This is a genomic window from Streptomyces sp. SUK 48 (genome assembly GCF_009650765.1).
Taxonomy (GTDB): domain Bacteria; phylum Actinomycetota; class Actinomycetes; order Streptomycetales; family Streptomycetaceae; genus Streptomyces.
Genome location: NZ_CP045740.1, coordinates 5,778,926 through 5,803,310, shown reverse-complemented (window position 1 = coordinate 5,803,310; position 24,385 = coordinate 5,778,926). Strand labels below are relative to the sequence as shown.

The following is a 24,385-nucleotide window of genomic DNA, read 5'->3' as shown; positions in this document are numbered from 1 at the left end:
TCTTCCCCCGTCGGCGGGGCTGCCCCCTCTCCCGGCCGTACGTCAGCCGCTCTCCGCGACCGCGACCCGGCCCGAGTCCAGGGACGTCCGGTTGCGGGCCGGGGTGCCGAGGGTGCGGGCGACGGCGAGGAGGCCGTCGTCGGAGGTGACGCGCAGGCCGTACTCCGTGAGCAGGGCGGCCATCTGCCGCGGTGTCCACAGGGAGAGCCAGGGTTCGCCGGCGGTGGCGGAGCTGCCGAGGAGGCGGGCCAGCAGCCGGCCGGCGGTGGCCTTCGGGGACGGCGTCTGGTAGTTGACGACCAGGGTGCTGCCGGGAGCCGTCCGGGCGGTGAGGGCCCTCAGGGTGGCGCGGACCTGGTCGCGGGTCAGATAGGGGACGACGCCCTCCCACAGCCAGGTCGTCGGCGCCGCGGGGTCGTGGCCGGCGGCGTCCAGGGCCGCGCCGAGACCGTCGGCGGCGAAGTCGACCGGGGTGAACCGTACGGAACGGGCGAGGGCCACCGGCGCGGGCTCGGCCGCGCCGAGGCGGGCGCGCTTGTCCCGCTGGGAGGCGGGGTGGTCGACCTCCCAGACATCCGTCCGGGCCAGCTCCGCCAGCCGCCAGGCGCGGGTGTCCAGACCCGCGCCGAGGATCACCAGCTGACCGGCCGGGCGGGCGCGCAGCGCCTCGTCGATCGCGACCGTGCGCGCCCCCACCACCTCGGCGCACGCCCGCACACTCTCGTACGCCGTGCGCGCCTGCCAGCCCCGCGGCGGGGTGCCCGCGCGCACCTCGTCCACCCGTACGCGCTCCTCGGCGCGCAGCAGCCGCACCGCCACCGGATCGGCGAACCGGCCCACCGCCGTCCTGCCGTCGGCGGCCGCCCGCCCCTGGCAGACCAGCACGGCCGTACGGCTCGCCGCGCGCTCGTTCTGGCTCATGGGGCCGATTCAACACCACCCGCCGACATGCGCGGAGGGGCTGTCGGCACCCTGTCGGGGCGCTGTCGGTGGTTTGTCGGTGGGGCCTGGCACTGTCAAGGGCATGACGCGAATCGATGAGAACCCCGGCGGCGGACGCAACGCCGTGACTGTGCGGGGGCTGGTCAAGCACTACGGCGAGACCAAGGCGCTGGACGGCGTCGACCTGGACGTGCGCGAAGGCACCGTGATGGGCGTGCTCGGGCCGAACGGCGCCGGCAAGACCACGCTGGTGCGCATCCTGTCGACCCTGATCACCCCGGACGCCGGGCAGGCGACGGTGGCCGGGTACGACGTGGTGCGGCAGCCCCGGCAGCTGCGGAAGGTGATCGGGCTGACCGGCCAGTACGCCTCCGTGGACGAGAAGCTCCCGGGCTGGGAGAACCTGTACATGATCGGCCGGCTGCTGGACCTGTCCCGCAAGGACGCCCGCACCCGCGCGGACGAGTTGCTGGAGCGGTTCTCCCTGACGGAGGCCGCGAAGCGCCCCGCGAGCACGTACTCCGGCGGTATGCGCCGCCGGCTGGACCTCGCCGCCTCGATGATTGGCCGCCCGGCCGTGCTCTACCTGGACGAGCCGACGACCGGCCTCGACCCGCGTACCCGCAACGAGGTGTGGGACGAGGTCCAGGCGATGGTGGGCGAGGGCGTGACCGTGCTGCTCACCACCCAGTACATGGAGGAGGCCGAGCAGCTCGCCTCGGAGCTGACCGTGGTGGACCGCGGCAAGGTGATCGCGACCGGCGGCATCGAGGAGCTGAAGGCCCGGGTCGGCGGCCGTACCCTGCGGGTGCGCCCGGCGGACCCGCTGGAGCTGCGCCCGCTCGCCTCGATGCTGGACGAGCTGGGCATCACCGGGCTCGCGGCCACCACCGTGGACGGCGAGACCGGCACCCTCCTCGTGCCGATCCTCAGCGACGAGCAGCTGACCGCCGTGGTCGGCGCGGTCACCGCGCGCGGTATCACCCTCTCCTCCGTCACCACCGAACTCCCCAGCCTGGACGAGGTGTTCCTCTCCCTCACCGGCCACCGTGCCGGTGACACCGAGGACGCCAAGCCCGCCGACGCCCGCCAGGAGGTCGCCGTATGAGCGCCGTCACCACCGCCGCCACCGCGGCCACCACCACCGCCGACGACGTCCGGATCCCGCTGCGCGGGCACCTGCGGCACACCGGCGCGCTGATCCGGCGCAACCTGCTGTGGATCCGGCAGGACCCGGAGTCCATGTTCGACGCGCTGCTGATGCCGATCGTCTTCACGCTGCTGTTCGTGTACGTCTTCGGCGGCTCGATCGGGCAGGCGCTCGGCGGCGGCCAGGAGAAGTACGTCCAGTACGTCATCCCCGGCATGCTCGCGATGATGAGCATGACCCTGTCCCAGGGTGTCGGCACCGGCTTCAGCCAGGACTTCAACAGCGGTGTGATGGACCGGTTCCGGTCGCTGCCGATCGGGCGCGGCTCGGTGCTGTTCGCGAAGATCGCGGTGGAACTGGGCCGGATGCTGTTCGCGACCGCCATCCTGATGGTCGTCGCCGTGCTGGTCGGCTTCCACATCGCCAACTGGCCCGGGCTGTTCGCCACGGTGGGTCTGTCGGCGCTGTTCGCCTCCTCGATCATGTGGGTGTTCCTCACCCTCGGCGTGATCCTGAAGAGCGCGCAGTCCGTGCAGGGCGTGGGCTTCCTGGTGCTGTTCCCGCTCCAGTTCGGCTCCTCGATCTTCGCGCCGACCGCGTCGATGCCGGGCTGGCTCCAGGCGTTCACCGACTACAACCCGCTGTCCACGCTCGCGGACGCGGCCCGGGGTCTGATGATCGGCGGCCCGGTGGCGCACGACCTGTGGGTGACCGTGGGCTGGTCGGTGGTGATCACCGCGGTGATGGCGCCGGTCGCGATCCACAAGTTCCGTACGAAGAGCTGACGCCGGCGCCGGGCCGGTGTCCGTGAAGGACCGGCGCGCACGCCGTACGTCACACCAGGGCGGTGGCCTCCACGAGGGAGAGGCCACCGCCTTCGGCGTACGCCCTGTCGTACGCCTTCTCGTCCAGCACCTCGCGGATCCGGGCCTCGGTGATGCCGCGGCCCCGGCGCTCCACGCCGGAGGAGACATGGCCCACGGGCAGCATACGGTCGGCGGCGGCCAGCACTCGGGCGGCGTCGGCGGCGCGGGCGCCGGAGTCGATGCGGGCGAGCGCCATGGCGCCCACGGTGAGCGCGGTGGAGGGCAGTTGGGGGACGACGGCCTCGGCGAGCGGGTCGGAGGTGTGCCCGAGCGCGGTGCGGGTCTTGTCCAGCGCCTCCTCGTACAGGCCGTCCATCGCGTCCACCCATGCCTCCTGGCAGAGGAGCAGCGCGTCGAAGACGACGAAGTTCGCGATCCTGAACTCCTCGCGCAGCAGCCGGAGTTGCTCCCGGGCCTCGGGGATACGGTCGACCAGGCCCAGCCAGCAGGCCAGGAAGAGCCGGGCGGCGGGCATCGCCTCGCTGTGCGCGGCGTCCTGGCTCGCGACGACCTCCCACAGCAGCCGTTCGCCCTCCTCCAGCTCGCCCGACTCCATGAGCACGCTGCCGAGGCGGGCGCCGAGCACGGCGGTCTGGGCGCGGGCGCCGAGGCGCTCGGCGTGCTCGATGGCGGCGCGGTAGTCGGCGGCGGCCGCGCTGTACAGGCCCTTGCGCTCATGGGACTCGCCGCGGGCGGACAGCGCCTCGGCGGTGCCCCAGTCGTCGCCGAGGCGGCGGAAGATGGCGAGCGCCTCGTCGGCGTCGCGGGTGGCGTCACCGGCCCAGGCGGTGCGGTTGGCCAGGAAGTTGGCGCGCATCTGGAGGGCGCCGGCCAGCTCCCACTCGAAGCCGGGGGTGTTGCGGCAGGTCTCCACGTTGGCGTCGGCGATCGTCCGTATCCGCTCCGCCCCGCCGGTGAGCATCACCGCGAAGAACCACACCATGCCGGGCGACCGGCAGGTCTGCGGCATCCCCGCCTCGTAGACCTGGGCCACGGCGCGCAGCTTGGCCTGCGCCGCGGGGGTCTGCCAGGCGTCCAGCTCGGTGTCCATGCAGGACAGATGGGTGAGGTGGACGCCGCGCCGGGCCTCCAGGAGGACTTCGCCGGTGTAGGGCGGCGGGGCGTCGTTGCAGCGCTGCCAGACCGGTTCGGCGCGGCGCAGCGGCTCGGCGAACGGGTCCGGGCCGAGCGCCATGACCTCACGGCACCAGGCGCGGGTCTCCAGGCGCTGGTCCCGCATCTGCCAGAACCACACCAGGGACAGCACCAGGCACAGCCCCTCCTGCTCGTCGCGCGCGGCGACGGCGTGCCGGAGGGCGGTGCGCACGTTCTCGTACTCCGCCTGGAAGCGTTCGATGGCGGCGCGCTGTCCGGGGCCGCGCAGCAACGCGTCGGTGGTGCGGGCGAGTTCGCGGTAGTACGTCAGATGGGCGCGCTCGGCCTCGGCGCGGTGGCCGGCCTGGACGAGCCGCTCGATGGCGTACTCGGCGACGGTCTCCAGGAGCCGGTAGCGCATGGTGCCGTCGGCCGCGGGGGCGGCCACCACCAGGGACTTGTCGACCAGGGAGCCGAGGGCGTCCAGGGCGACGGGTCCGCACACGGCCTCGGCGGCGGCCAGGTCGCAGCCGCCCGCGAAGACGGACAGCCGGGCGAGCACATCGCGTTCGTCGGCGTCCAGCAGGTCCCAGGACCAGTCCACGACGGCGCGCAGGGTCTGCTGGCGGGGCAGCACGGTGCGGCTGCCGGAGGTGAGCAGCCGGAACCGGTCGTCGAGACGGTCGGCGATCTGCCGGGGGGTCAGCATCCGCAGCCGGGCGGCGGCCAGTTCGATGGCGAGGGGCAGTCCGTCCAGGCGGCGGCAGATCTCGGCGCACGCCTCGGGGTCGTCCGCGACGCGGAACCCGGGCCGCGCCGCCGCGCCGCGCTCGGCGAACAGCCGCAGCGCGACGGGTTCGGGCAGCGGCTCCACCGGGCGCACCAACTCGCCGGGCACGCCGAGGGGTTCGCGGCTGGTGGCGAGGACGGTCAGTTCGGGGCAGCGGGCCAGCAGCCGTTCGGCGAGGTGGGCGGCGGCCTCGATGACGTGCTCGCAGTTGTCGAGGACGAGCAGCATCCGGCGCCGGGCGCAGTGCTCCACCAGCCGGTCCAGCGGGTCGTGTCCGTCGACCACCGCGCGCATGCTCTCGGCGCCGGCGCCGTGCAGCACGGTCTCGCGGGCGCCGATCGCGGTGAGCACGGCCTGGGGTACGGCGTCGGGGTCGTCCACGGGCGCGAGTTCGGCGAGCCACACGCCGTCGCGCACCACGTGCCGTACCGCCTCGGCGGCCTCCTGGGAGAGCCGGGTCTTGCCCGCGCCGCCGGGCCCGAGCAGGGTGACGAGGCGGGCGGTCCCCAGATCGGCGGCCAGGGCCGCGAGGTCGGCTTCGCGGCCGACGAAGGAGGTGAGGCGGGCGGGGAGGTTGCCCTGGGCGGGCCCGTCGGGGGCCTGGGAAAGGTCGGTGGCCTGGAACCGGTCGGGGGCCTGGGAAGGGTCGGTAGCCTGGGAACGGCCGGAGGGGTGGAGCGCGTCGGACGGGTGGGACCCGTCGGACGCGTGGGTTCGGGCGGACCCGTGGAACCCGTCGGACGCGTGGGAGCGGGCGTCGGGGGTATGCCGGTCGGGGTGGACTCCCTGGACGACATCGCCGAGCCTGCTGCCCCGGGCGCCGTCGCCGGGTCTGCCGTCCCGGTCCCGGCCGCCCCGCGCCGCGCCGAAGCCGCGCCCGGACCCGCCGTCCGCACCCGCGCCCGCACCCGTCCCCGAACCCAGCAACTCCGCGTGCAGAGCCCGCAGTTCGGCGCCCGGGTCGGAGCCGAGCCGGTCGGCGAGGAGCCGTCGTACGTCCTCGTAGCCGGCGAGGGCCTGGGCCGGGCGGCCGAGGTCGCGCAGGGCGCGCAGCCGCAGCGCCTGGAGGGGTTCGTCCAGCGGGTGCAGGTCGCACAGGGCGGTCAGTTCGGGCAGGGCGCTCTCGGCCTGCCCGAGGGCGAGGGCGGCGGTGTGCCGGGCGCGCCGCGCGTCCAGCCGCCGGGTCTCCCAGCGGGCGGCCTCGGCGGTGCGGTCGGGCAGGTCGGCGAGGGCCTGGCCGTGCCACAGCGCGAGGGCGTCGTCCAGCAGGCCGGCGGCCTTGGCGGGGTCGCCGTCGGCGAGGGCGGCGAGGCCGTCGCCGGTCAGCCGGTCGAAACGGGTGAGGTCGATGTCGTCGGCGGAAGCGGCGAGCCGGTACCCGCCGTCGGCGGAGGCCACGGCGTCGGCGCCGAGCGCGCGCCGCAGCCGGCCCACGAGCGCCTGGAGCGCGCCGGCGGCGTCGGCGGGCGGTTCCCCGCCCCACACCTCGTCCACCAGCACGCCCACGGGCACGGTCCGCCCGGCCCGCAGCGCCAGCACGCTGAGCAGCGCGCGCAGCCGCGCTCCGCCGACGGGGACGGCCGTACCGTCGGGGCGGAGCGCCTGGGTGGGACCGAGAAGGCGATAGCGCACGGGGTCCATTGTCTCCGGGGGCTCGGGAAGCGGTCAGGGGGTGGTCGCCGGACGCGGCGGGCGCGCCCGGCGAGGTCCGGGGTGACGAGGACGCCCACGGTACGACGGATCGCCCGCGGGCCGTCCGCGGCGCCGAGGTCCCCGGCCTTCGGCCACCTCGGGCGGCCGTCGGCCAACTCCATTGTCCCGGACCCGGCCACAGGCCCGGGGCGGCGCCCCGCGGCTCCCCCGCCGCCGGTCCGCGGAGGGCACACTCTTCCGGGGCATTCACCCACTCTCCAGGAACCGGACGGCGCGTGCGAGACGTTTTCCGCGTGTCGGCCGGAACCGTCCCGCCGGTCCGATCCGTCCGCCCAGCCCAGGAGCCGCTCATGACCACCGCCACCACCCGGCATCCCGGCGACCGCAGGATCAGCCCGGTGTTCCTCGGCATCCTGGCCGTCGCGGCGGTGGCCGGCTGGGCCACCTGGACCGGGTTCGCGGCGCGGCCGGGCATCGCGGTGTTCCTGTTCGTGACCGCCGCCTGGGTCGTCTCCCTGTGCCTGCACGAGTACGCGCACGCGCGCACCGCCCTGCACAGCGGCGACATCACGATCGGCGCCAAGGGCTATCTCACGCTGAACCCGCTGAAGTACACGCACGCGCTGCTGAGCATCGCGCTGCCGGTGCTGTTCGTGATCATGGGCGGGATCGGCCTGCCCGGCGGCGCGGTGTTCATCGAGCGCGGCCGCATCCGGGGCCGCGGGCGGCTGAGCCTGATCTCGGCGGCGGGCCCGCTGACGAACGCGTTGTTCGCGCTGGTGTGCACGGCGCCGTTCTGGCTGCACGCGCTCGACGGGGTGCCGATGGTGTTCCGCTTCGCGCTGGCGTTCCTCGCGCTGCTCCAGGTGACGGCGGCGCTGCTGAACCTGCTGCCGGTGCCCGGGCTCGACGGGTACGGAGTGCTGGAGCCCTGGCTGCCGGACGGGGTGAAGCGGCAGGTGGAGGCGTTCCCGATGTTCGGGCTGCTGATCGTGTTCGCGCTGCTGTGGATTCCGTCGCTGAACATCGCGTTCTTCGGCCTGATCCACGACATCCTGCGCGGGCTCGGGGTGGACCCGGCCTACTCGGACTGCGGGTACTGGCTCTACCGGTTCTGGAACGGGACGCCGGAGGTGTGCCTGGCCGGCCAGTGACGGCCGCGCGGCGCGGTCAGCCGGTGACCGGTCCGTCCTGCGGGACGGCCCGGTCCCGCTCGGCGGCGCGGGCGCGCTTGACGTAGTACCAGGTCATGTTGGACGCGAGGCCCGCCAGCAGCACCCAGACGATCCCCAGCCAGCTGCCCTGCGCGAAGGAGACGACGGCCGCGGCCAGCGCGAGGACGCAGACGACGAGGGTGTAGAGGGCGATGCGGGGCATGGCGGGTGGCTCCTGTCGGGGGACACTGCTACGGCGAACAGTGTCCCCCATCGCCATGGCCGGCTCACAGGAAGGTCGGCCCGCTCTCGCGGGACGAACGGCTCATACGTCGGTGAGCCGGAGCCCCGCATGCGCCTTGTAGCGGCGGTTGACCGAGATCAGGTTGGCGACCAGCGACTCGACCTGGTGGGCGTTGCGCAGCCGCCCCGCGAAGATGCCGCGCATGCCGGGGATACGCCCGGCGAGCGCCTGCACGATCTCCACGTCGGCGCGCTCCTCGCCGAGCACCATGACGTCGGTGTCGATCTGCTCGATCTCCGGGTCCTGGAGCAGGACGGCCGACAGATGGTGGAAGGCGGCGGCGACCCGGGAGTCCGGCAGCAGGGCGGCGGCCTGCTCGGCGGCGCTGCCCTCCTCGGGCTTGAGGGCGTAGGCGCCCTGCTTGTCGAAGCCGAGCGGGTTGACGCAGTCCACGACGAGCTTGCCGGCCAGGTCGGCGGCGAGCGACTTCAGGGTGTCGCCGTGCCCGTCCCACGGGACGGCGACGATCACGATGTCGCTGCGGCGCGCGGCCTCGGCGTTGTCGGCGCCCTCGACGCCGTGGCCGAGTTCGTCCGCGGCGGCCCGGGCCCGGTCGGCGGACCGGGAGCCGATGATCACCTTCTGCCCGGCCCTGGCGAGCCGGTAGGCCAGTCCCTTGCCCTGCGGTCCGGTGCCGCCGAGCACGCCGACGACGTGCCCGGAGACGTCGGGCAGGTCCCAGGGATCCTTGGCGGGGGCCTTCTGTGCGCTGTCGGTAGAGGTCATGGGGCGACTCTACGTCGCCGGGTGCGCACGGTGACCGGGAAAGCACGAGTGCGGCCGGCAGGCGTGCGGGCGGGATCGCGAGGCGTGCGGGCGTGGCCGGCGACGGGCGCGGCGGAGAAAAGCAGTTGCCCCGGCGCCCTGTTCGTCCGGAGCATGCCCAGGTGACTTCCGCGCTGCTTCCCGATCTCGCTCCCTGGCGGGCCTCCGCCGACTTCCGACGTCTGTGGAAGTCGGGGCTGATCAGCGGCTTCGGCAGTTTCCTGACCCTGGTCGCGCTGCCCGTGCAGCTGAAGGACCTCACGGGGTCCACGGCGGCCGTCGGGGCGATCGGCGCGGTGGAGCTGCTGCCGCTGATCGTGTGCGGGCTGTACGGCGGCGCGCTGGCCGACGCGCTGGACAAGCGGGGCCTGATCCTGTGGACGGAGGCCGGCCAAGGGCTGCTCAGCGCGGCGCTGCTGCTCAACGCGCTGCTGCCGAGCCCCGCGATCTGGCCGCTGTACGTCGTCGCCGCGCTCTCCTCCGCGCTCGGCGCGGTGCAGCGCCCGGCCCTGGACTCGCTGTGGCCGAGGATCGTCGCCCATGACGACATGGCCGCCGCGGGCTCGCTGAACTCGCTGCGCTGGACCGTGGGCGGCGTCGCGGGCCCGGCGCTCGCGGGCGTGGTGGTGGCGTACGCGGGCCTGGGCTGGGCGTACGCCGCCGATGCGCTGACCTTCGCCGTCTCGCTGGCGTACATCCTGCCGATCGCGGCCTCCCCCGCCGCCCACGAGGCCGCGAAGCCCTCGCTGCGGGCGATCGCGGAGGGCGCCCGGTACGCGTGGAGCCGCAAGGAACTCCTCGGCACCTATGTCGTGGACCTCGCGGCGATGTCGCTGGCGATGCCGCTCGCGGTGCTGCCGTTCCTCGCCGACGAACTGCACGCGGACTGGGCGCTCGGGCTGATGTACGCGAGCATCCCGGCGGGCGCCCTGCTGGTGAGCCTGACCAGCGGCTGGGCCTCGCGGGTGCAGCGGCACGGCCTGATGGTGGTGCTGGCGGCGGCCGGCTGGGGCCTGTCGATGGCCGCGGTGGGGCTGACGCGCGAGGTCTGGCTGGTGCTGCTCCTGCTCGCCGTCGGCGGCGGGTTCGACATGGTCAGCGGTGTCTTCCGGTCGGCCATGTGGAACCAGACGATCCCCGACGAGCTGCGCGGCCGGCTCGCCGGGATCGAATTGCTGTCCTACTCGGTGGGCCCGCAGCTGGGCCAGGTCCGCGCGGGCGGCCTCGCCGCGTGGACGGGCCTGCGCACGTCCGTCGCGTGCGGCGGTCTGGCCTGCGCGGGCGCGGTGGGCCTGCTCGCGCTGTGCCTGCCGGGCCTCATGACGTACGACGCGCGGACGAACACGCACGCGGTACGGATGCGGGAGCGCCGCGCCGAGGCCGCCCCCGCGAAGGCGTGATCACTCCTCCCCGGCGCCCCCGGAACCCGGCTTGGAGGCGTCGTGCCAGCGCGGGTCGTTCTCCCACTCCAGATTGCGCTCGGCCGCCGACTCCATCGCGTGCTGGGCCTCTTGCGGGGAGGCGTACGGCCCGAACCGGTCCTTGCCCGGACAGTCCGGCCCCTCCTCGACCTTCTTGTGCTCCAGGCAGTAGTACCACTCACCCGGCTTGCCCACGGTTCGCTTCTTGAACAGGGCCATGGACTGCTCCTCTCACCGACCAACGTCATGTTCCCCCATGTCCGCTGGATAGACTCGCCGACATGTCTGGCCAGTCGCTGCTCGTACCGGGGGAACAGTCCCCCATTCGCTCCGTCCCGGGGAACATCCGTCGCCCCGAGTACGTCGGCAAGCCCGCGCCGACGCCGTACACCGGGCCCGAGGTGCAGACCCCGGAGACCGTCGAGGCCATGCGGGTCGCCGGGCGGATCGCCGCCCGGGCGATGGAGGAGGCCGCGAAGATCATCGCGCCCGGGGTCACCACGGACCAGCTGGACCAGGTGGCCCACGCCTACATGTGCGACCACGGCGCCTACCCGTCCACGCTCGGCTACCGCGGCTTCCCCAAGTCCCTGTGCACCTCGGTCAACGAGGTCATCTGCCACGGCATCCCGGACTCGACGGTCCTGCGGGACGGCGACATCGTCAATCTGGACGTGACCGCGTACATCGGCGGGGTGCACGGCGACAACAACGCCACGTACCTGGTCGGGGACGTGGACGAGGAGTCGCGGCTGCTGGTGGAGCGCACCCGCGAGGCCCTCAGCCGGGCGATCAAGGCGGTCAAGCCGGGCCGGCAGATCAACATCATCGGCCGGGTCATCGAGTCGTACGCCAAGCGGTTCGGCTACGGCGTGGTGCGGGACTTCACCGGGCACGGCATCAACACGTCGTTCCACTCCGGCCTGATCATCCCGCACTACGACAGCCCGCACGCCACCACGGTGATGCAGCCCGGCATGACCTTCACCATCGAGCCGATGCTGACGCTGGGCACCCACGAGTACGACATGTGGGAGGACGGCTGGACGGTCGTGACGAAGGACCGCAGGCGCACCGCGCAGTTCGAGCACACGCTGGTGGTCACGGACGACGGCGCGGACATCCTGACCCTGCCCTGAGCACGCCGGCACCGGCTTCGGCACCGAGCGAACCCGCCCCTGCGAGGGCGGGTTTTCTCTTGTACAGTTTTACCGACACACTGTCGGGAACGTTGCCGACACGGGGTCGGTAAAGCTCTTGACTTAGGTAAGCCTTACCTTAGAGGATGTGGGTCATGGACTCCTTCTCGTGCCTCATCCGCACCGCGTCCCACGAGCAGCACACGGAGGCGGAAACCTCGACGTTCATGAGCGATCTGCTCGGCGGCCGGCTCGGCGTGGACGCCTACGCCCGCTACACCGAACAGCTGTGGTTCGTCTACGAGGCACTGGAGAGCGCGGCCGAGCGGCTGGCCGGGGACCCGGTGGCCGGTCCGTTCGTCCGGCCGGAACTGCTCCGACTGGCCGCCCTCGAACAGGACCTGGCGCATCTGCGGGGCCCGGACTGGCGGGCGGGACTGAACGCCCTGCCCGCGACCCGGGCGTACGCCGACCGGGTGCGCGAGTGCGCCGAGGAGTGGCCCGGCGGCTATGTCGCCCACCACTACACCCGCTACCTCGGCGACCTGTCGGGCGGCCAGATCATCCGCGACCGGGCGGAGAAGACCTGGGGCTTCGCCAGGAAGGGCGCCGGGGTGCGCTTCTACGTCTTCGAGGAGATCTCCAACCCGGCCGCGTTCAAGCGCGAGTACCGGGAACTGCTGGACGGGATAAGGGCGGACGACCTGGAGAAGCAGCGCGTCACGGCCGAGTGCAAGCGGGCGTTCGCCCTGAACACGGACGTCTTCCGGGCCCTGGGCGAGGAGTTCCCGCTCTCGGCGTGAGCGCCCGGCCGGCCCCCGGTCAGCGGCCGCCCGGTCCGCTCCCGGCGGCGAGTTCCCGCAGCTCCGCGATGTCCTCGGCGTCCAGGCCCAGTTCGGCCGCCGGGGCGAGCAGCGCGGCGATCTCGCCGGACCGGCCCCGGTCCGCGAGGTACTGGGCGTAGGAGACGAAGGCGACCTCGTCCCGGTGCTCCATCGCGTCCCGGTAGCGGCGGTCGGCCGCCTCCCACTGCTCCAGCTCCTCGTGCAGGAGGGCGAGGTTCAGATAGGCGTTGATCTCCCCGTCCTCCTCGGCGGCGGCCTCGTAGTGGGCGATGGCCTCCCGGGGGGAGCCGGTGTCGGCCAGGTACAGCGCGTAGGGGAAGTGGGACTCGGGAATCCGCTCGGCGACGGCCTCCCGCAGGTGGACGCCGGCCGCCTCGGTGTCGCCGAGGGCGTGCTCGGCCTCGCCGAGGACGGGCAGCACCGAGCGGTATCCGTTCGCCAGCGCCTGCCGCAGCCAGGGCAGGGCCTCCTCGTACCTCTCCTCGTCGACCAGGAGCCGGCCGAGGTTGCCGGCCGCCATGTCGTCGCCCTGGCGGATCGCCCGGCGCAGCAGGTCGGCGGCCTCGTCGAGGCGGTCGTCGTCCTCGCTGAGGAAGGCGCCGTAGTCGTTGAGCGCCTGGGGGTCGTCGTCGGTCAGCGCCTGCCGGTAGTACGTCTCGGCGCGTTCCCGGTCGCCGAGTTCGTCGGCGAGGACCGAGGCGATCCGCAGGGTGACGTCACGGCCGCGGTCCGCCGCCTTCCGGAGGGCCATCAACGCCTCCTCGGGCCGGTCGAGTTCGACGAGCAGGGCGGACATGGCCTCGTAGGCCCCGGCGTTGCCGCCGGTGGCCGCGGTCTCCATGATCTCCAGCGCGGTGCCGGTGTCCCCCCATGCGAGGACGAGGTCGTCGATCCGGTCCGCGACCTCGTCGTCCGGACGGTTCCACACCTGGAGGTAGAGGGAGAGGGCCGCGGCCGGATCGCCTGCCGCGAGACGCTGTTCCGCCTGGGATACAAGATTGATTTCTGCCATGCGGACATCCTCTCGAACCGGCGTACGGGGTGGCGCCACCGCCCTGCGCCGGAACGCGCACCCTCGTCCGGGAACCGGGCCGGCGTCAGCGCTCCAGGAGGACCCGGCCGCCCAGTTCCACCCAGCCCGCCGGCTGCGGCGCGGTGAGCAGCTGGGAGCCCCTGCCCTGGGTGATGTTGAGGGCGCGGTCGAGATGGCCGGTGAGCTGGAGCGCGGCGGCGCCGGTGGCCTCGTCCTCCTCGACGCCGTCGCCGCGGCCGGGGAAGCCCCGGGCCCGGACCCGGCCCGCGGCCTCGTCCTCCCAGGCCCAGGCGTACCGCCACTCGCCCGGCGGGGGCACGGGGAGCGCGTCGACCTCGGCAGGGGTGGCGTACCGGCGCAGGGTGCGCGGCGCGGCCCACTCCGGGCGGGCCTCGATCCAGCAGAACTCGCCGTCCTGCCGGGCGCCCACCGTGCCCGCCGGGACGACGAGTTCGGGCACGTCCAGCAGCCAGGCGGCGCCGACGCACGGGTGTCCGGCGAACCGCAGCCGCGTGGAGGGCGTGTAGATGTCGATGACGCCGCGCTCGGGGTCGTCCACGAACACGGTCTCGCTGAAGCCGAGTTTCGCGGCGAGCGCCTGCCGGTCGGCGCGCCCGGGCAGCGTGGAGCCGTCGCGGACGACGCCGAGCTCGTTGCCGTAGCCGCCGTGCGGTGCGCAGAAGACGCGCAGTACGTCGTAGTCGGTCACCGGGGAATTGAAACACCGTGCGCCGCGAGCGCGTCCCAGGCGGGGGCGCCGCCGGGGAGGGACCGGGTGGGGTGCCGGGGGTCTCGGCGGCAGCGCGTGCCCGGCCCGCTCCCCCGCCGCGAAACACCCGAGGGTACGGGACGGCCCGGTCCTGAGCGTCCAGGACCGGGCCGCCGGTCTGATGGGCCCGTGGGCTCATGCCTCCCTATGGCCTCGGTGTCACGCCTCGGCGCCCGCCGGGCGGCGCCTGCGGACCGCGACCAGCACGCCCGCGCCCGCCGCGACGGCGACCCCGGCCGCCGCGCCCAGGGCGCCGACCGGGGCGTCGGAGCCGGTGGAGGCCAGGCTGCCGCCGGCCACCCCACCGCCGCCGACGGTGGAGCCCATGGCCGCCGCACCGCCCGCACCGGAGCCGCCCGCCGTACCGGAGCCGCCCGCCGTGCCCGTGCCGCCGGTGCCCCCGGTCGTGCCCGTGCCGCCGGTGCCGGACGGGAGGGTGGCGGCATCGGTCAGGGCCACGGACAGGGCGACCGGGTCGAGGGCGGTGCCCTTGGTGTAGTAGCCGCTGAACGCCTTGGCGCCGGCGTCGGTGAGCGTGGCGGTGACGCCGTTGACGGTGATGACGTCGTTCTTCGCGGTGAGGCCGGTGGACTTGGCCTTCAGGTCGGCCAGCACCACGTCCTCGGACCTCTTGCCGAGGCTGGTGACATCGGCGGTCAGTGTGCCGGTGCCGTGGTTCAGCCTGGCGTGCAGATCGCTGAGGGTGAGGTCGAGGCCGTACGTGCCGTTGCTCTCATGGCCCCTGAAGTTGACCGCGCCCTTGAAGGCGGCGGAGAGGGTGCCGGCCTTGGTGTCGTAGCTGCCGGTGGCGCCGGGGAAGGTGAACACCCCGTTGCCGGACGCCTGCTTGGCGCCGCCCGAGGTGGTGATCCTCCCCTGGGCCGGGCCGCTGACGACGTAGGTGCGGAAGGTCTCCTTGACGCCCCAGCCGAGGATGCCGTCGGCTATGGCGCCCTTGGCGGGAGCCGTGGAGGGCTTCGGGGCCGGGCTCTTGGAGGGGGACCCGGTGGGCTTCGGGGTCGTGGTCCTCGTCGGCTGCGGGGACGGGCTCGTGGTCTTCGTGGGCTCGGGGGACGGACTCGTGGTCTTCGTCGGTTCCGGCTTTGGGGTCTGCTTCGGGGCGGCCACGGTCAGCGGGTCGCCGGCCGCGCCCGCGTAGGAGGAGCTGCCGAGGAAGGCGCCCGCCTCGGTGGTGAGCGTGGTCGCGAGGCCGCTCATGTCCGGGCCGGTCGGCGCGGCGACCTTGGCGAGCGGCACGTCCTGCTGCTTGGCGCCGCCGTCGGAGACCAGGTCGGCGGTGAGGGCGCCGGTGGCGCTGTCGTACTGGACGTCGGAGATCTCCCGGGTGAACCCGTGCAGCGTGGACTTGATGGTGAGGGTGCCCTGGAAGGCCAGGTGCACGGTGTGCTTGGCGCTGTCGTAGGTCCCCTTGCCGTCGGTGAAGGTGAAGGCGCCGTTGCCCGCGGCCTGGGAGGCGCCGCCGGTGGCGGTGAAGGTGCCCTGGGCGAAGCCGGTGACGTAGGAGCGGTACGACTGCTTGATGCCCCAGGTCAGCTGGTAGCCGGTGAGGGGGACGTCGGCGGCCGAGGCGGCGGTCGCGGTGAGGGTGCCGCAGCCGAGGGTGACGGCGACGGCGGCGGCGAGGGCGAGTCGTCTGGGAGCGATGGCGGGCATGGGTGGTTTCCGTCTCCTTGGAAAGGGGGTGGGCGGGGGTCAGTTGCCGTCGGCGGCGCGGCGGGCGCGGTGCCTGCGCAGGGCGTGGACACCGGCCGCGGCGAGCAGCAGCGCGCCGGCCGCGGCGCCGAGGGCGAGGGGCAGGACGGGGGTGCCGTCGTCGGCGGTGGCGGCCTTCGTACGGGCCGGGGCCGCGGCGGCGGGCGCGGGCGAGGACGGGGTGGCGGTGATGTGGCCCGGGTCGGGCAGGGCGGGCAGCTCGGCGTCGTCGGTGAGGGCGACGGCGAGGGACACGGGGTCCATCGCGGTGCCCGGCTGGTACATCCCGCCGAACGCCCTGGCGCCCTCGGCGGTGAGCTTGGTCGGGGCCTCCGTCAGTTCGGCGAGGCCCTTGACGGGGGTGAGGTCCTTGGCGGTGAAGGTCACCAGCGGGACCTTCTTGCGGGTGGCGTCCGCGGTGGTGACATCGGCGTAGAGGGTGCCCTCGCCGTCGTGGACGGCGACCTGGACCGCGCCGAACCGCAGGTCGAGTCCGTGCTCGCCGGTGAAGCGGATCGCGCCCCGGAAGCGGGCGGTCAACCCGCCCTTGGCGTACGTTCCCCGGCCCCCCGTGAACCGGAAGAGGGCACCGCCGTCGCGGGCGCCGTCGCTGAGCTTCCACGCGCCCTGGGCGATGTCGCCGCTGACGTACTCGCGGAAGGTGCGGCGCACGCCCCAGTCGACGGCGCCGTCCACGAGGGCGCCTGGCGCGGCGGGCTTCCGGTGCCCGGCGCTCCTGGACGGGCCCGGCGAGGGCGAACCGGCGGGCTCGACGTCGACCGCGAGGCTCACCGGGTCCAGCGCGGTCCCGGCCGTGTAGTACCCGGCGAAGGACGTGGCGCCCTGCGCGGTGAGCGTGGCGGGCACCCCGCTCAGGACGACCTGACCGCCCGCGCCCCGCATGTCGATGCCGCGCAGCGAGAGGGAGGCGAAGGGCACCTGTGTGGACGCCGTGACCGCCCCGGTGCCCTTCGCCTTGCCGGTGACGTCCAGATACAGGGTGCCGGTGGTACCGGAGATCCGGACGGTGGGACGGCTGAGGGTGAGGTCGAGCTGGTAGCCGCCGCTCGCCCGGTGGCCGACGAAGCGGACCCCGCCGGCGAAGGAGGCGCCGAGTCTCCCGGTGTCGCCGTCGTACGAGCCGGTCGCCGAGGGGAAGCGGAACTGGCTGCTGCCCACGGTTCCGGCGCCCCCGGTCAGGGAGTAACCGCCGTTGGCGATGGGCCCGGTGACGTAGCTCTGGAAGGAGGATTTCACCCCCCAGTCGAGCCGTCCCCCTTGCACGGTACGGCTCGCGGCGTGCGCGGTACCGGCCGGGAGCAGCAGGGCTCCCAGGACGGCCGTGCACACCACGGTGACCAGGGCACGAAGGCGCGCGGGCATGGGAATCCTCCGGAAACGACGGCCGGTAGCGAACTAAGGTAAGGCTAACCTAAACTCCCCTCGGGGGATCAAGAAGCCGACCGAAGGGAACGGGACGAGGCCGTGAGACGGTTCCGCACACAACTGGCGGGGGCACTGGTGTCCTTGGCCGTACTCCTCACAGGCGCCACCGGATGCGGGGGCTCCCCGAAGGCCGCCGCGCAGGCCCCGGCAAGCGCCGCGGCCGACCGGGTGGAGCCGCTGAAGGACACCCCCGTACCGCGGCTGCCGGTCACCGTCGCCTCGGCCGACGGGCGCGAGGTGACCGTGCGCGAGGCGCGGCGGATCGTGCCGCTGTCCGGCAGCCTCAGCGAGATCGTGTTCACCCTCGGACTGGGCGGGCGGGTCGTGGCGCGGGACATCACCGCCACCTTCCGGCAGGCGGCGAGGCTCCCGGTCGTCACCCGCAACCACGACGTCTCCGCGGAGAGCGTGCTGTCCCTGAAGCCCGATCTGGTCATCGCCGAGACGACGTCCGGGCCCGCCGAGGCCGTCGGCCAGATCCGCGCGGCCGGTGTCCCGGTGCTCGTCGTCGCCCCGGCCAAGGGCCTGGCCGACGTGAGCCCGCGCATCGAGACCGTGGCCCGCGCCCTGGGCGTCCCGGGCGCGGGCAAGGAGCTGGCCCGGCGCTCGGAGGCGCGGATCGCCGCCGTGCGCAAGGAGATTCCGGCGCACAGGGACCGGCCCCGGGTCGCGTTCCTCTATCTGCGCGGCTCGGCCTCCGTCTATCTCATCGGCGGCAAGGGCTCGGGCGCGACCTCGCTGCTCGAAGCCGCCGGAGCGGTGGACGCCGGGGCCGCGTCCGGGCTCACCAAGGACTTCACCGCCATCACCGCCGAAGCCCTCGCCCAGGCCGCGCCGGACGCGATCCTGGTCATGACCGAGGGACTTCGGTCCGTGGGCGGCGTCGACGGACTGGTGAAGATCCCGGGGGTCGCCGAGACGCCGGCCGGGATGCACCGCAGGGTCGTCTCGGTCGAGGACGGGGTGCTGCTGAACTACGGGCCGCGCACCGACCAGGTGCTGTCCTCCGTGGTGCGCCAGCTCTACGGGGGCGGGGACAAGTGACCGTGCTCGACAAACCGGCCGAGCGGACCGCGCCCGCCCCGGCCCCCGCCCGGCGCCCCGGCACCTGGCTGGTGACCGCCGCCCTGGTCCTCGCCCTGCTGGTCCTGGTGCCGGTCGCCGCGGGCCTCGGCGCCTACCCGATCCCGGTCGCCGACGTCCTCGGCTCGGTGCTGCACCGGGCGCACCTCGGCGGTGCGGGACTGGACCGGGTGGCCGAGTCGGTGCTGTGGAACGTGCGGTTCCCGAGGATCGCGCTGGCGCTGCTGGTCGGCGCCTCGCTGGGCTGCGCGGGGGCGCTGATGCAGGGCGTGTTCGGCAATCCGCTCGCCGAACCGGGCGTCATCGGCGTCTCCTCGGGAGCGGCGGTGGGCGCGGTCGCCGCGATCGCGTTCGGCCTCGGCTTCCTCGGGATGTGGACCGTGCCGGTGCTCGCGTTCGTCTCCGGCCTCGGCACGGTGCTGCTCGTCTACGCCATGTCCCGCGCGGGCGGCCGTACCGAGGTGGTGACGCTGATCCTCACCGGGATCGCGGTGAACGCCTTCGGGGGCGCGCTGATCGGGCTGTTCCTCTTCTTCGCGGACACCGCCGCCGTGAACCAGATCGCCTTCTGGCAGCTCGGCTCGCTGTCCCAGGCGACCTGGCCGAAGGTGCTCGCGGTGCTGCCCTGCGCGCTGCTCGGCCTCGGCCTCGCCCCGCTGTACGCGCGCCGCCTCGATCTGCTGGCGCTGGGCGAACGCCCGGCCCGGCACCTGGGCGTGGACGTGGAGCGGCTGCGCCTCGTCCTCGTCCTGGTGATCGCGCTGCTGACGGCGGCGGCGGTCAGCGTCGCGGGCATCATCGGCTTCGTCGGCCTGGTCGTCCCGCATCTGCTGCGGATGCTGGCGGGTCCCGGCCACCGCTTCCTGGTGCCGGGCAGCGCCCTGCTCGGCGCGCTGGTGCTGCTCGCCGCCGATCTGGTCGCGCGCACCGTCGCCGCCCCGGCCGAGCTGCCCCTCGGCGTGCTGACCGCGCTGATCGGCAGCCCGTTCTTCTTCCTGCTGCTGCGCAGGACCCGGCGCAGGCAAGGGGGTTGGGCATGAGTGCCCTGTTCGACCGGGCCCGGACACGGCTGCGCCGCCTTCCCGCGCCGCCCGCTCCCGCCGCCCCCGGTGAGGTGCTCGCGGAGACCGAGGCCCTTCGGGTACGGCTGGGCGCCCGGCCGGTGCTCGACGGGGTCGGGGTGAGCGCCCGGGCCGGCGAGGTGCTCGCGCTCGTCGGGCCCAACGGGGCCGGGAAGTCGACCCTGTTGGGCGCGCTCGCGGGGGACGTCCCGGCCGCCGGAGGTGTCGTACGCCTGCACGGCCGGCCCGTCGACGCGTGGACGGCGGCCGAACTCGCGCTGCGCCGGGCGGTGTTGCCGCAGTCGGCGGCGCTCGCCTTCCCGTTCACCGTGGCGGAGGTCGTCCGGATGGGCCGGGCGCCGCACGCGGCCTCGCCCGCCGAGGACGATCTCGCCGTGGCGCAGGCGATGGCGGCGACCGAGGTGACCGGCTTCGCCGGGCGGCCGTTCGGCGCGCTCAGCGGCGGCGAACGGGCCCGGGTCGCGCTGGCCCGGGTGCTGGCCCAGCGCGCCCCGCTGCTGCTGCTCGACGAGCCGACCGCCGCGCTCGACCTGCGGCATCAGGAGGCGGTGCTGCGGCTGTGCCGGGAGCGGGCGCGGGCCGGTGACGCGGTGGTGGTGGTGCTGCACGATCTGGCGCTCGCGGCGGCCTACGCGCACCGGGTGGTGGTGCTGCGCGGCGGGCGGGTCACCGCCGACGGGCCACCGGCCGAGGTGTTCACCGAGGCACTGCTGTCCGAGGTGTACGAGCACCCGGTGGAGGTGTTCGCCCATCCCCGCCACGCCGGCGGCGTCGTCGTCGGTCCGAGGCGGACGCCCTGAGAGCCGGATCACGTCGCCCGAGGGTAGGAGGAGGGTAAGGCTCAGGTAAGTTAGGGCAGCCTCACCACACTGGATCGCCAGGGAGTCCGCATGCGTGCCGTCCGTCCGACCGTCATCGCCGCCGTCACCGCGGCCGCACTGACCGCCCTTTCGGCCTGCACCGCCAAGAGCGAGGCCAAGGACGGCGACGCCATCCAGGTCACCGCCGCGGACTCGGCCTGCGACACCTCCGCCGCCTCGGTCCCGGCCGGCCAGGTCACCCTGAAGATAGAGAACAAGGGCTCCCGGGCCACCGAGGTGGAGATCCTCTTCCCGGACGACCGGATCGTCTCGGAGAAGGAGAACATCGGCCCGGGCACCAAGTACACGCTGACCGCCGAGGTGAAGGCGGGGTCGTACGAGATAGCCTGCCGCCCCGGCATGAAGGGCCACGGCGTCCGGCAGAAGCTCACCGTCACCGGTGGCTCGGCGTCGGCGAAGCGGGACCCGAAGCTGGACCAGGCGGTCGCCGGGTACCGGCAGTACGCGCAGGACCAGGCCGACGCCACCGTGCCGCTCGCCCAGAAGTTCGCCGACGCGATCAAGGCGGGCGACCTCGACGCAGCCAAGAAGGCGTACGCCCCCTCGCGCCTGGGCTGGGAGCGCACCGAGCCGGTCGCGGAGTCCTTCGGTGACATCGACCCGAAGACCGACACCCGCGCCGACGGCCTGGAGAAGGGCCAGAAGTGGACCGGCTGGCACCGGCTCGAGAAGGCCCTGTGGGCCGACAAGAAGATCGGCGCCGAGGAGAAGACCCTCGCCCTTCAGCTGGTGAGCGACCTCAAGGACTGGCAGCACCGGGTCGGCCAGGCCGAGATCACCCCGACCTCCATGGCCAACGGCGCCAAGGAGCTGCTGGACGAGGTCGCCACCGGCAAGGTCACCGGCGAGGAGGACCGCTACTCGCACACCGACCTCGCCGACTTCAAGGGCAACGTCGAGGGCGCGCAGAAGTCGTACGAGCTGCTGAAGCCGGTCGCCGTGAAGAACGACCCGAAGCTCGTCAAGGAGCTGGACAAGCAGTTCGCCGCGCTGGACAAGGTGCTGGACGGCTACCGCTCGGACACGTCCTCGTACGACTTCGTCTCCTACGACAAGGTCACCGAGACCCAGCGCAAGGAGCTGTCGGACGCGGTGAACGCGCTCGCCGAGCCGCTGTCGAAGCTCGCCGCCGCGGTCGTGAAGTAAGCAGGGTCCGGGCAGATGACGGAAGTTGAGCAGAGCCGTCCCTCGCGCCGCGCGCTGATCGGCTGGGGCGGGGCCGGGATCGCGCTCGGGGCCGTGGCGGCCGGGGGCGCGGTGGCGCTGACGAACGCGGGCTCCGGTGCGGCGGACGCGGCCGGGGCCGAGGGCGCGGTGGAGTTCCACGGCGCCCACCAGGCGGGCATCGCGACGCCCGTGCAGGACCGGCTGCACTTCGCCGCGTTCGACGTGAAGACCGACGACCGCGAGGAGTTCGTCCAGCTGCTGAAGGACTGGACGGCCGCGGCCCGGCGGATGACCGCGGGCAGGGCCGTCGGCGAGGGCGCCTACGGCGGGCTCCCCGAGGCCCCGCCGGACGACACCGGCGAGGCGCTGGGCCTCACCCCGTGCCGGCTGACCCTGACCATCGGCTTCGGCCCCTCCCTCTTCGACCGGTTCGGGCTGCGCGGCAAGCGGCCCGAAGCCCTCGTCGACCTGCCCGAGTTCCCCGGGGACAACCTGGAGAAGACCCGCACCGGCGGCGATCTGTGCGTCCAGGCGTGCGCGGACGACCCCCAGGTCGCCGTGCACGCGATCCGCAACCTCGCCCGCATCGGCTTCGGCAAGGTCGCCGTGCGCTGGTCCCAGCTCGGCTTCGGCAAGACCTCCTCCACCACACCGGATGCGCAGACCCCGCGCAACCTGTTCGGCTTCAAGGACGGCACCCGCAACATCGCGGGCACCGAGACCGACCGGCTGGAGAAGCACGTGTGGGTCGGCGACGGTGACGGACCGCACTGGATGAGCGGCGGCTCGTACCTGGTCGCCCGGCGCATCCGGATGAACATCGAGACCTGGGACCGTACCTCGCTCCAGGAGCAGGAGGACGTGTTCGGGCGGGACAAGCGCGAGGGCGCGCCGGTGGGCAGGGCGGGCGAGCACGACGCGCCGTTCCTGAAGGCGATGAAGCCCACCGCGCACGTGCGGCTCGCGCACCCGGACGCGAACTCCGGGATCACCATCCTGCGCCGCGGCTACTCCTTCACCGACGGCACCGACGGCCTCGGCCGGCTGGACGCGGGCCTGTTCTTCCTGGCCTACCAGCGCGATGTGCGCCGGGGCTTCATCCCGCTCCAGCGGAGGCTGTCGGCGCACGACGCGCTCAACGAGTACATCCAGCACGTGGGTTCCGCGGTCTTCGCCGTCCCGCCGGGCGTGCGGGACGCCGCCGACTGGTGGGGCCGTTCACTGTTCTCGAAGGAGGCGTAGCCCGTGTTCTCCAACTACCTGATCGGCCTGCGGGAGGGTCTGGAGGCGTCGCTCGTCGTCTGCATCCTGATCGCGTACCTGGTCAAGACCGGCCGCCGGGACGCCCTGCGGCCCATCTGGACCGGCATCGCCGTCGCGATCGCGCTGGCCCTCGGCTTCGGCTGCGCCCTCGAGTTCGGCTCCCAGGAGATGACGTTCCAGGCGCAGGAGGCGCTCGGCGGCTCGCTGTCGATCCTCGCGGTGGGCCTGGTGACCTGGATGGTGTTCTGGATGCGGCGCACCGCCCGGCACCTGCGGTCGGAGCTGCACGGCAAGCTGGACGCGGCCCTCGCGATGGGCACCGGCGCGCTGGTCGCCACGGCGTTCCTCGCGGTCGGCCGGGAGGGCCTGGAGACCGCCCTGTTCGTGTGGGCCTCGGTGCACGCGGCCGGGGACGGCACCCCGCGCCCGCTGATCGGCGTCGCCCTCGGCCTCGCCACGGCGGTGGTGCTGGGCTGGCTCTTCTACCGGGGCGCGCTGCGCATCAACCTGGCGAAGTTCTTCACCTGGACCGGCGGCATGCTGGTCGTGGTCGCGGCGGGCGTGCTGGCGTACGGCTTCCACGACCTCCAGGAGGCCGGCTGGATTCCCGGCCTCACCCACCTGGCCTTCGACATCAGCGACACCGTGGAGCCGGACAGCTGGTACGGCACGCTCCTGAAGGGCGTGTTCAACTTCCAGCCGGACCCGACGGTCGTCCAGGTCACGGTCTGGGCGCTGTACTTGGTCCCGGTGCTCACGGTGTTCCTCGCCCCGGTAGGGTTCGCCTCCGGGAAGGGGAAGGTGAAGGAACCCGATGACCAGGGAACGCAGCCCTCGACGGCTTCGCCGGCGTGACCGGAACGCACTGACAGCGGCCACGCTGACCGCCTTGGCTTTCACGGCGAGCGGCTGCGTGGTGGTGCACGGGGAGCGCGAGGTGCTGCCCGGCGCCACCCGGGCCGGGGCCGCGAAGGCGGTGGCCGCTTTCACCGACGCGTACAACAAGGCCGACCAGGCGTACGACAGTTCGCTCGACGCGCCCTATGTCACCGGGCCGCTCGCCGACATCGACGCCGCCCGGCTGAGGGCGGGGCACGTCAACAGCCCGTCCGGCAACGCCGGTCACGTGCCGCTGAAACTGTCGGACGTGAAGATCACGATCCCGAAGAAGGCGGGCTGGCCCCGCTGGTTCCTCGCCGACGCGCGGGGCAACAAGGGCGGGAACTACCGCTGGTTGCTGGTGTTCACCCGGGCGGATCTGGGCGAGCGGTGGCGGGTGGCGTATCTGACGCTGGCGGCGCCGGGTGCCGTGCCGGAGTTCGCCAAGGACAAGGACGGCTGGGCCGAGGCGGTCCCGGCGTCCTCGGCGCGACTGGCGGTGGCGCCCGAGGATGTGAGCCGCTCGTACGCCGACTACCTGAAAAAGGGCGGCAGGACGTTCGCCGACGGGCCGAACACGAGCGAGTTGCGCGCCTATCGCCGGACGCAGGCCCGCAAGCCGGGTCTGGTGCGCCAGTACATCGACCAGCCGCTGACCCGGGGCGACCACGCCCCGCTGGCGCTGCGCACGGCGGACGGCGGTGCGCTGGTCTTCTTCAGCACGCACCACTACGAGAAGGAGACCGCCGCCGCGAACACCTCGGTGCCTTCGCCCGGCAAGGCCGTACAGGCCCTGACGACGGGCGAGATCCACCAGTCCCTCACCCTGGAGTCGGTGGCCGGGCAGGCCGCGCTGGACCCGGCGGGCCGGGGGCCGGTGTCGATCGTGGCGAAGGTGACCGGGGTGACGGGGGCGAAGGGCGAGTAGCCCCTCGGGGCCGCCCC

Annotated in this window: 22 protein-coding genes; 13 read left to right on the top strand and 9 right to left on the bottom strand. The window is 73.6% G+C overall.

Annotated features, from left to right (window positions below):
* Positions 1 to 42: 42 nt before the first annotated feature.
* Positions 43 to 921 carry a class I SAM-dependent methyltransferase gene (locus tag GHR20_RS25590; RefSeq protein ID WP_153814496.1) on the bottom strand — a complete coding sequence of 293 codons (879 nt, stop codon included), beginning with the start codon at positions 919 to 921 and terminating at the stop codon, positions 43 to 45.
* 103 nt (positions 922 to 1,024) lie between these two features.
* Here GHR20_RS25590 and GHR20_RS25585 point away from each other — a divergent pair, with 103 nt between their 5' ends.
* Together GHR20_RS25585 and GHR20_RS25580 are read left to right on the top strand one after the other, a co-directional pair.
* On the top strand, positions 1,025 to 2,050 hold the full coding sequence (locus GHR20_RS25585) for an ATP-binding cassette domain-containing protein (RefSeq protein ID WP_148023969.1): 1,026 nt from the start codon (positions 1,025 to 1,027) through the stop codon (positions 2,048 to 2,050).
* On the top strand, positions 2,047 to 2,877 hold the full coding sequence (locus GHR20_RS25580; protein WP_153814495.1) for an ABC transporter permease: 831 nt from the start codon (positions 2,047 to 2,049) through the stop codon (positions 2,875 to 2,877). Before GHR20_RS25585 ends, GHR20_RS25580 begins: the two co-directional genes overlap by 4 nt.
* Before the next feature lie 49 nt (positions 2,878 to 2,926).
* On the opposite strand, the gene GHR20_RS25575 is transcribed toward GHR20_RS25580, so the two are convergent.
* Positions 2,927 to 6,484 carry a BTAD domain-containing putative transcriptional regulator gene (locus GHR20_RS25575; protein WP_153814494.1) on the bottom strand — a complete coding sequence of 1,186 codons (3,558 nt, stop codon included), beginning with the start codon at positions 6,482 to 6,484 and terminating at the stop codon, positions 2,927 to 2,929.
* Positions 6,485 to 6,846: 362 nt separating this feature from the next.
* Here GHR20_RS25575 and GHR20_RS25570 point away from each other — a divergent pair, with 362 nt between their 5' ends.
* On the top strand, positions 6,847 to 7,650 hold the full coding sequence (locus GHR20_RS25570) for a site-2 protease family protein (RefSeq protein ID WP_153814493.1): 804 nt from the start codon (positions 6,847 to 6,849) through the stop codon (positions 7,648 to 7,650).
* A gap of 16 nt (positions 7,651 to 7,666) precedes the next feature.
* Here the strand turns inward: GHR20_RS25570 and GHR20_RS25565 are convergent, their stop codons facing one another.
* Positions 7,667 to 7,873 carry a hypothetical protein gene (locus tag GHR20_RS25565; protein ID WP_153814492.1) on the bottom strand — a complete coding sequence of 69 codons (207 nt, stop codon included), beginning with the start codon at positions 7,871 to 7,873 and terminating at the stop codon, positions 7,667 to 7,669.
* A gap of 102 nt (positions 7,874 to 7,975) precedes the next feature.
* The gene (gene npdG / locus GHR20_RS25560; RefSeq protein WP_111582256.1) at positions 7,976 to 8,680 is read right to left on the bottom strand and encodes an NADPH-dependent F420 reductase; all 705 of its coding nucleotides are present in this window, start codon (positions 8,678 to 8,680) and stop codon (positions 7,976 to 7,978) included.
* A 161-nt stretch (positions 8,681 to 8,841) separates the two neighbouring features.
* On the opposite strand from npdG, the gene GHR20_RS25555 reads away from it, so the two are divergent.
* The gene (locus GHR20_RS25555; protein WP_153814491.1) at positions 8,842 to 10,119 is read left to right on the top strand and encodes an MFS transporter; all 1,278 of its coding nucleotides are present in this window, start codon (positions 8,842 to 8,844) and stop codon (positions 10,117 to 10,119) included.
* Here the strand turns inward: GHR20_RS25555 and GHR20_RS25550 are convergent, their stop codons facing one another.
* Positions 10,120 to 10,359: a hypothetical protein gene (locus GHR20_RS25550; RefSeq protein WP_111582254.1), complete on the bottom strand. Its 240-nt coding sequence runs from the start codon at positions 10,357 to 10,359 to the stop codon at positions 10,120 to 10,122.
* A gap of 62 nt (positions 10,360 to 10,421) precedes the next feature.
* Between GHR20_RS25550 and map the strand changes: the two genes are divergently transcribed.
* On the top strand, positions 10,422 to 11,279 hold the full coding sequence (gene map, locus GHR20_RS25545; protein WP_148023974.1) for a type I methionyl aminopeptidase: 858 nt from the start codon (positions 10,422 to 10,424) through the stop codon (positions 11,277 to 11,279).
* 155 nt (positions 11,280 to 11,434) lie between these two features.
* Positions 11,435 to 12,082: a biliverdin-producing heme oxygenase gene (locus GHR20_RS25540; protein ID WP_111582252.1), complete on the top strand. Its 648-nt coding sequence runs from the start codon at positions 11,435 to 11,437 to the stop codon at positions 12,080 to 12,082.
* 19 nt (positions 12,083 to 12,101) lie between these two features.
* On the opposite strand, the gene GHR20_RS25535 is transcribed toward GHR20_RS25540, so the two are convergent.
* The 4 genes from GHR20_RS25535 to GHR20_RS25520 form a co-directional block, all read right to left on the bottom strand.
* Complete coding sequence (locus GHR20_RS25535) at positions 12,102 to 13,136, bottom strand: tetratricopeptide repeat protein (protein ID WP_153814490.1); 1,035 nt, start codon at positions 13,134 to 13,136, stop codon at positions 12,102 to 12,104.
* 85 nt (positions 13,137 to 13,221) lie between these two features.
* On the bottom strand, positions 13,222 to 13,866 hold the full coding sequence (locus GHR20_RS25530; protein WP_153814489.1) for a PhzF family phenazine biosynthesis protein: 645 nt from the start codon (positions 13,864 to 13,866) through the stop codon (positions 13,222 to 13,224).
* A 219-nt stretch (positions 13,867 to 14,085) separates the two neighbouring features.
* Complete coding sequence (locus GHR20_RS25525; RefSeq protein WP_153814488.1) at positions 14,086 to 15,600, bottom strand: HtaA domain-containing protein; 1,515 nt, start codon at positions 15,598 to 15,600, stop codon at positions 14,086 to 14,088.
* 39 nt (positions 15,601 to 15,639) lie between these two features.
* Positions 15,640 to 17,022: an HtaA domain-containing protein gene (locus GHR20_RS25520; RefSeq protein ID WP_153814487.1), complete on the bottom strand. Its 1,383-nt coding sequence runs from the start codon at positions 17,020 to 17,022 to the stop codon at positions 15,640 to 15,642.
* 102 nt (positions 17,023 to 17,124) lie between these two features.
* On the opposite strand from GHR20_RS25520, the gene GHR20_RS25515 reads away from it, so the two are divergent.
* From GHR20_RS25515 to GHR20_RS25485, 7 genes are all read left to right on the top strand, one after another.
* Positions 17,125 to 18,129, top strand: coding sequence for an ABC transporter substrate-binding protein (locus GHR20_RS25515; protein WP_153814486.1), 1,005 nt, complete (start codon positions 17,125 to 17,127; stop codon positions 18,127 to 18,129).
* Positions 18,126 to 19,208: an iron ABC transporter permease gene (locus GHR20_RS25510; RefSeq protein ID WP_153814485.1), complete on the top strand. Its 1,083-nt coding sequence runs from the start codon at positions 18,126 to 18,128 to the stop codon at positions 19,206 to 19,208. Before GHR20_RS25515 ends, GHR20_RS25510 begins: the two co-directional genes overlap by 4 nt.
* Complete coding sequence (locus GHR20_RS25505; RefSeq protein WP_153814484.1) at positions 19,205 to 20,050, top strand: heme ABC transporter ATP-binding protein; 846 nt, start codon at positions 19,205 to 19,207, stop codon at positions 20,048 to 20,050. Before GHR20_RS25510 ends, GHR20_RS25505 begins: the two co-directional genes overlap by 4 nt.
* A gap of 90 nt (positions 20,051 to 20,140) precedes the next feature.
* Entirely contained in the window at positions 20,141 to 21,277 is a 1,137-nt protein-coding gene (efeO, locus tag GHR20_RS25500) for an iron uptake system protein EfeO (RefSeq protein WP_153814483.1), read from the top strand.
* A gap of 15 nt (positions 21,278 to 21,292) precedes the next feature.
* Positions 21,293 to 22,540: an iron uptake transporter deferrochelatase/peroxidase subunit gene (efeB, locus tag GHR20_RS25495; RefSeq protein ID WP_153814482.1), complete on the top strand. Its 1,248-nt coding sequence runs from the start codon at positions 21,293 to 21,295 to the stop codon at positions 22,538 to 22,540.
* 3 nt (positions 22,541 to 22,543) lie between these two features.
* A complete protein-coding gene (gene efeU, locus GHR20_RS25490) occupies positions 22,544 to 23,416 on the top strand; it encodes an iron uptake transporter permease EfeU (protein WP_111582243.1) in 873 nt (290 codons plus the stop codon).
* A complete protein-coding gene (locus GHR20_RS25485) occupies positions 23,376 to 24,368 on the top strand; it encodes a hypothetical protein (protein ID WP_153814481.1) in 993 nt (330 codons plus the stop codon). The genes efeU and GHR20_RS25485 overlap by 41 nt, the downstream gene beginning before the upstream one ends.
* The last annotated feature ends 17 nt before the right edge of the window (positions 24,369 to 24,385 follow it).